Below are 5,541 nucleotides of genomic sequence, written 5' to 3'. Positions count from 1 at the left end.
CGCCGAGCGGCACCGCGAACGCCAGCGCGAGCGCTCCCGCGGCGGCGCACGACGTCAAGGCGGGGGCGGACCTGCGGATCGCGCAGACGATCGCGGGCGCGGAGCTGACCCTCGTGATCAAGGCCACGACCCGGGTGCCGGGGCCGCTGCGCGTCGAGGTGATCGGGTTCCCGTCCGCCCCGGTGCTGGATCTGCGGCTCCGGTCAGTGGCCGACGGGCGCGTCGTGCACGGCACGGCCGCGTCAGGTCGCCCCGCCGAGCTGCGGGTAGAGGAGACCGGGCCGCACGAGCTGACCGTCAGCGCCGGGGGCGAGACCGCGTTGATCCCGTTCCGGGTCCTGGTGGACCGCGGGTCCGGGTGGGAGTTCCTGATCTACGGCGGCCTGTTCGTGGCCGGTCTGCTCCTGGTGGGCGGCCTGCTCACCGGGGCGTTCAACCGGCGCGGCCGGTCGGCGTTCGTGGTGACCGCGGTCGCCGCCGCCGGGCTCGCGGTGGCCACGCTGATCGTGATCCTCGAGCCCTGGTTGCCCACCGGGCCGCCGGACGGCGCCGAGCCGCGCCCCACGGACTCCGCGCTCGGCCGGCCGTACGTACAGCGGGTCGTCACCACGATCCCGGCCCGCCCGGCCGCGGGCGAGGAGTTCGTGGCGCGGGTGGAACTGTTCGACGGGGCCACCGGGCGGCCCGTCGACGACCTCGCCATCCACCACGAGGCCATGGCCCACCTGGTGGTCACCAGCGAGGACGGCCGCTACTTCCGCCACGTCCATCCGCTGCGCACCGCGCCCGGCCGCCTGCAGGTACGGCTGCGCGCCGACCGCCCCGGTCGCTATCTCGCCTACGTCGAGCTCGAACGCACCGACTCCGGCGGCCAGCTCCTCACCGGCGCCTTCACGGTCACCGGATCGGCGAAGTCCACGGCCTCGTCCGACCCGGCGCCCCAGGCCGCCGCGGGGGCGGTCACGGTGACGCCCGCCGTACCGCAGGCGGGGCGGGCGGCCACCGTCGAGGTGACCACGAGCGGGACACCGCGGCCGTGGCTCGGGATGGCGGGTCACCTCATCGTGCGCGCCGAGAACGGCGAGTTCCTCGGCCACGTCCACGAGATGGGAAAACCCGGCGGCCGGTTGCGCTTCACGTTCGGCTTCCCTGCGCCGGGCCGCTACTTCGCCTGGGCCCAGTACGCCACAGACCGCGGCATCACCACCGTGCCGTTTACCGTGGAGGTCCCCCGATGAAGCGGATCAAGGGCCTGAGGGGCCTGCTGGTGTTCGCCGGGCTCGTGGCGGTCGTGGTGGCCGCGTTCGTCGTCGCCCGCACCTCAGGCGCGGACCCGGTCACCACGACGGGAACCCGCTACGCCGTCACCGTCACGGCCGAGCGGAACACGATCGACGTACAGCTGGACAAGGGCGAGGCCGACACCGTCACCGTCGCCGCCGTGATGACCACCATGGGCCACGCGATGCCCGAGATCACCGCCAGGAAGACCGCCGCCGGGCACTTCGTCGCCGAGGGCGACCTGTTCGACATGAACGGCGTGTGGGAACTGTCCATCCGCTTGGCCGGCCCGCCCGGCGAGGAAACCCTCACGCTCAACACCCTCGTCACCGACTAGCTGTACTGACCGCATCGCCGCTGGTCGTGGCGGACGAGGTGGCCGGTCGGCTCAGTGCGGGTCAGACGGAGGGCCGGGCTCCTCGACAGCGGCCAGCGCCTCGAACAGCAGCGCCACCCCCACCGCTCCCGGGTCGGGCAGGCCGCGGGCCCGCTCGCCGACGTAGCTGGCGCGCCCACGGCGGGCGCGGAGTGCAGCGGTGCCGCGCGCCCCCTCCGTTGCGGCGCGGGCGGCTGCAGCGAACCCGGCCCCCCGCTCCAGCTCGGCCACCGCGGGCGCCAGGGCGTCCACCAGCGTACGGTCGCCGACCTCGGCCTCCCCCACCCGCTGGATGGCGGCCAGCCCGGCGGCCGTCCCGCGGGCCCACCCCGTGGCCGGGTCCTCGCCGAGCGCGCGGGCGATCTCGGTGAACAGCAGTCCGAACAGAGGCCCGCTGGTCCCGCCGACCTCGTCCAGGAAGACCCGCCCGGCCACGTCGAACCCGTGCCCGGCAGTCCCGGAAGCGCCGGGCCCCTGTCCCGCCGTATCCAGTTCGGTCAGGACGCGGCGCAGGCCGCCGCGCAGGTTGTCGCCGAAGTCGCCGTCGCCGCTGGCCTGGTCGAGGCGGGTCAGCTCGGCGTGGGCGGCGGCCACGGCCTCGGCGTACCGGTGCAGGACCGGGGCGGTGGGCGCGGTCATCGTGCCTCCAGGGATGGGAACGCGGGCGTGCGGGCGGGGGCGCGCCACCAGGTGCGCCACCCCTCGTGCAGGCGGGTCAGGGTGAGGGAGAAGCCGGCCATGTCGAGCGCGGGAACGTAGGTGCCCACCAGTGACTCGGCCACGTTCAGGCCGCGCCGCTCAAGGTCTCCGGACACCTGATCGAAGATCCCGTACAACTCGAGCTGGGTGGTCGCGCCGAGCCCGTTGACCAGGACCAGCAGGTCGTCGGGCCCGGGCGGCAGGCCGGCCAGCAGCTCGTCGAGCATGCGGGCCAGCAGGTCGGGCAGCGGCGGCCGGTCGACGGTCTTGGCGGCGCGCTCGCCGTGGATGCCGACGCCGTACTCCAGCTCGCCTGGGGCCAGTTCGAAGGCGGGCGCGGCGGTGTGCGGGGAGGTCTGGGCGCGGGAGGCGACGGCGAGGCTGCGGGAGGCGGCCGCGACGGCGGCGCCGAGCGCGGTGAGCTCGGCCAGGCCGCGGCCCTCGTCGGCGGCGGCGCCGAGGATCTTCTCGACCACGACGGTGGCGCCGGTGCCGCGCCGCCCGGTGGCGCTGTGGGCGTCGTCGGTGGCCAGGTCGTCGTCGACGAGTACGCGGCCCACCTCGACGCCTTCGTGGCGCAGGCGTTCGGCGGCGATGCCGAAGTTGATGCGGTCGCCGGTGTAGTTCTTGACGATGTGCACGACACCCTGCGGCCCGGCGGCGGCCAGGCTGGCCTGCAGCACCTGGCGGTTGTGCGGGGAGGCGAACACCTGACCGGGCGCGACGGCGTCGAGCATGCCGCGGCCGAGGAAGCCGGCGTGCAGGGGTTCGTGGCCTGAGCCGCCGCCGGAGACCAGCCCGACGACACGGCGCTCGTCGCGTTCGCGGGCGCGCAGCTGGACGGGGTCCTCGTGCAGCTCCACCAGGTGGGCGTGGGCGCGGGCGAATCCGCGCAACGCCGGGGCGACGAGGTCGCCCTCTGGGACGAACGGGGCGCTCATGCCCTCACCTCTCCTTGCTTCAGACGTCCGGCGGCCAGGCTGGAGATCACGGCCACCCCGATCATGTACGCGACGAGCCAGGTCCAGTGTCCACCCGCTGCGGCCAGCAGCGCGGTGCCCGCCAGCGGGGCCAGGCCGCCACCGAGCGTGGCGCCCACCTGCTGGGTGACCGACAGGCCGGTGTAGCGCACCTGCACCGGGTACAGGTTGGCGAACAGCGCCGCCTGGGCCCCGTACATGGATCCGTGCCCGATCGCCAGGCCGAGTACCATCGCGATCGTCGTCAGCGCGAAGTTCCCGGTCTGCACCATGAGGAAGAACGGCACGGCCAGCACCGCCTGGAACACGGCGCCGGCGATGTAGACGGGGCGCCGCCCGACGCGGTCCGACAGCGCCCCGAACAGCGGCAGCGTGAAGCATTCGGCCAGGCAGGCGATGAGCACAGCCAGCAGCACGGGCCCGCGCGGCAGGCCCAGTTCGGTGGTGACGTAGGCGATCGCGACGACGTAGTAGACGTTGAACAGGCCGCTCTCGGCGATCTTGGCGAAGATCGACAGCACGACGCTGCCGGTGTGCCGCGCGAACACCTCCTTGACCGGCACGCTCTGCACCTCGCGCTCGGCGCGCATCTTGACGAACTCGGGGCTCTCGCTCAGGTGCTGGCGGATGTAGAAGCCGACAGCGACGAGCACGATGCTGAGCAGGAACGGCAGGCGCCAGGCCCACGAGGCGTAGGCGCCCTCGGGCAGGGCGGCGTCCAGCACGGTGACCAGGCCGACAGGCAGCAGCACGCCGGCGGGGGTGCCGATGTGCACGAGCGAGGTGCACAGGCCCTGACGTTCGCGCGGGCTGTACTCCAGCGCCATGAGGACGCCGCCGCCGTACTCGCCACCCATGCCCAGGCCCTGCACGAGCCGGATGAGCACCAGCAGGACCGGCGCGGCGACCCCGATGGTGTCGTAGGAGGGGATCAGGCCGATGGCGAACGTGCCGGCGCCCATCATGAGCATGGTGGTGATCAGCACGTTCTTGCGGCCGAGCCGGTCGCCGAAGTGCCCGAAGATCAGGCCGCCGAGGGGCCGGGCCAGGTAGCCGACGAAGAACGTGGCGAACGCGGCCAGCGTGCCGACCAGCGGGGTCTGGGCGGGGAAGAAGACGTCGTCGAAGACGAGGGCGGCGGTGGTGGCGTACAGGGTGAAGTCGTAGTACTCCACGGTCGTGCCCAGGGCGCTGGCCCAGACCACCCGTGTGAGCGGCGTTCGGCCGGTGGCACGTGGCGGTGCGGCGTCACTGATCGAGCTGTCCATCAGCATCCCTTCTGGTAGTCTGATATATCAGATACTAGATTTAACGTACTCGCAATACCAGGGACCAGGAGCCTTCATGCTGGATCTGCACGGGATGATCTCGACCGTCGTCACGCCGTTCGACGACGACGACCAGGTGGACCTCGACCTGCTGCGGGCAGAGGTCAAATACCTCCTCGACGCCGGCGTGACCGCGATCTGCGCGTGCGGCAGCACCGGTGAGGGGCAGACCCTGTCCCTGGAGGAGAGCCGCGACGTCTGCCGAACGGTGGTCGAGGAGGTCGCCGGACGGGTGCCGGTGATCGCCGGGGTGATCCAGAACTCCACGGCCCAGGTGATCCGCTACTCCCTTGCGCTGAAGGAGACCGGCGTGGACGCGTTGCAGATCACCCCGGTCCACTACGTCTTCTCACCCTCGGCGGAGGAGACCGTCGCCTACTACCGCGAGATCGGCCAGGCCGTCGACCTGCCGATCGTGCTCTACAACGTGGTGCCGTGGGCCCTGGTCGGCGTGGACGTCATCGAGCGGCTGGCCGAGGTGCCCCAGCTCGTGGCCGTCAAGCAGAGCGGCGGCGACATGCACCTGCTGGTCGACCTGCTGGCGCGGGTACGCGACCGCTTCACCATCCTGGCCGCCCTCGACGATCTGCACTACCCGGCGTTCATGCTCGGCGCCCACGGCGCGCTGGCCGCCATCCCCACCGTCACCCCGCGCCTGAGCGTGGAGCTGTGGGACGCCGTCCAGTCCGGCGACCACGACCTGGCCCGCCGCCTGCACGAACGCATCCTCACCGTGTGGCGGGCCATCGACGGCCCCAACCTCCCCGCCACCCTCAAGGCAGCCCTCCAGCTCCAGGGCCGCGACGGCGGCCGGCCCCGCAAGCCCTTCCTGCCGGGCCGAGAGATGGGACCACGGGCCGGTCGGGGTCGGGGCGGT

The 5,541-nt window shown here is 72.9% G+C and carries 5 protein-coding genes and 1 pseudogene; 3 read left to right on the top strand and 3 right to left on the bottom strand.

The window, feature by feature from the left end:
* Positions 1-1,238, top strand: a pseudogene (locus AB0J09_RS54840) (hypothetical protein); the annotation flags it as partial.
* The gene (locus AB0J09_RS54835) at positions 1,235-1,618 is read left to right on the top strand and encodes a hypothetical protein (RefSeq protein WP_360710259.1); all 384 of its coding nucleotides are present in this window, start codon (positions 1,235-1,237) and stop codon (positions 1,616-1,618) included. The pseudogene AB0J09_RS54840 and the gene AB0J09_RS54835, both read left to right, overlap by 4 nt.
* A 51-nt stretch (positions 1,619-1,669) precedes the next feature.
* Here AB0J09_RS54835 and AB0J09_RS54830 read toward each other — a convergent pair whose 3' ends face one another.
* From AB0J09_RS54830 to AB0J09_RS54820, 3 genes are read right to left on the bottom strand one after another with little or no spacing between them, the layout of a single operon-like run.
* Positions 1,670-2,296, bottom strand: coding sequence for a DAK2 domain-containing protein (locus AB0J09_RS54830; protein ID WP_360710257.1), 627 nt, complete (start codon positions 2,294-2,296; stop codon positions 1,670-1,672).
* Positions 2,293-3,297: a dihydroxyacetone kinase subunit DhaK gene (locus tag AB0J09_RS54825; protein ID WP_360710255.1), complete on the bottom strand. Its 1,005-nt coding sequence runs from the start codon at positions 3,295-3,297 to the stop codon at positions 2,293-2,295. The genes AB0J09_RS54830 and AB0J09_RS54825 overlap by 4 nt, the downstream gene beginning before the upstream one ends.
* The gene (locus AB0J09_RS54820; RefSeq protein ID WP_360710254.1) at positions 3,294-4,604 is read right to left on the bottom strand and encodes an MFS transporter; all 1,311 of its coding nucleotides are present in this window, start codon (positions 4,602-4,604) and stop codon (positions 3,294-3,296) included. The genes AB0J09_RS54825 and AB0J09_RS54820 overlap by 4 nt, the downstream gene beginning before the upstream one ends.
* Positions 4,605-4,680: 76 nt before the next feature.
* Between AB0J09_RS54820 and AB0J09_RS54815 the strand changes: the two genes are divergently transcribed.
* Positions 4,681-5,541: dihydrodipicolinate synthase family protein (locus AB0J09_RS54815; RefSeq protein WP_360710252.1), on the top strand; the 861-nt coding region annotated here is incomplete at its 3' end.

The organism is Nonomuraea sp. NPDC049784 (assembly GCF_040659615.1).
Lineage (GTDB): Bacteria > Actinomycetota > Actinomycetes > Streptosporangiales > Streptosporangiaceae > Nonomuraea.
The sequence above is the reverse complement of the archived record's forward strand: the minus strand, read 5'-3'. Positions and strand labels throughout refer to the sequence as shown.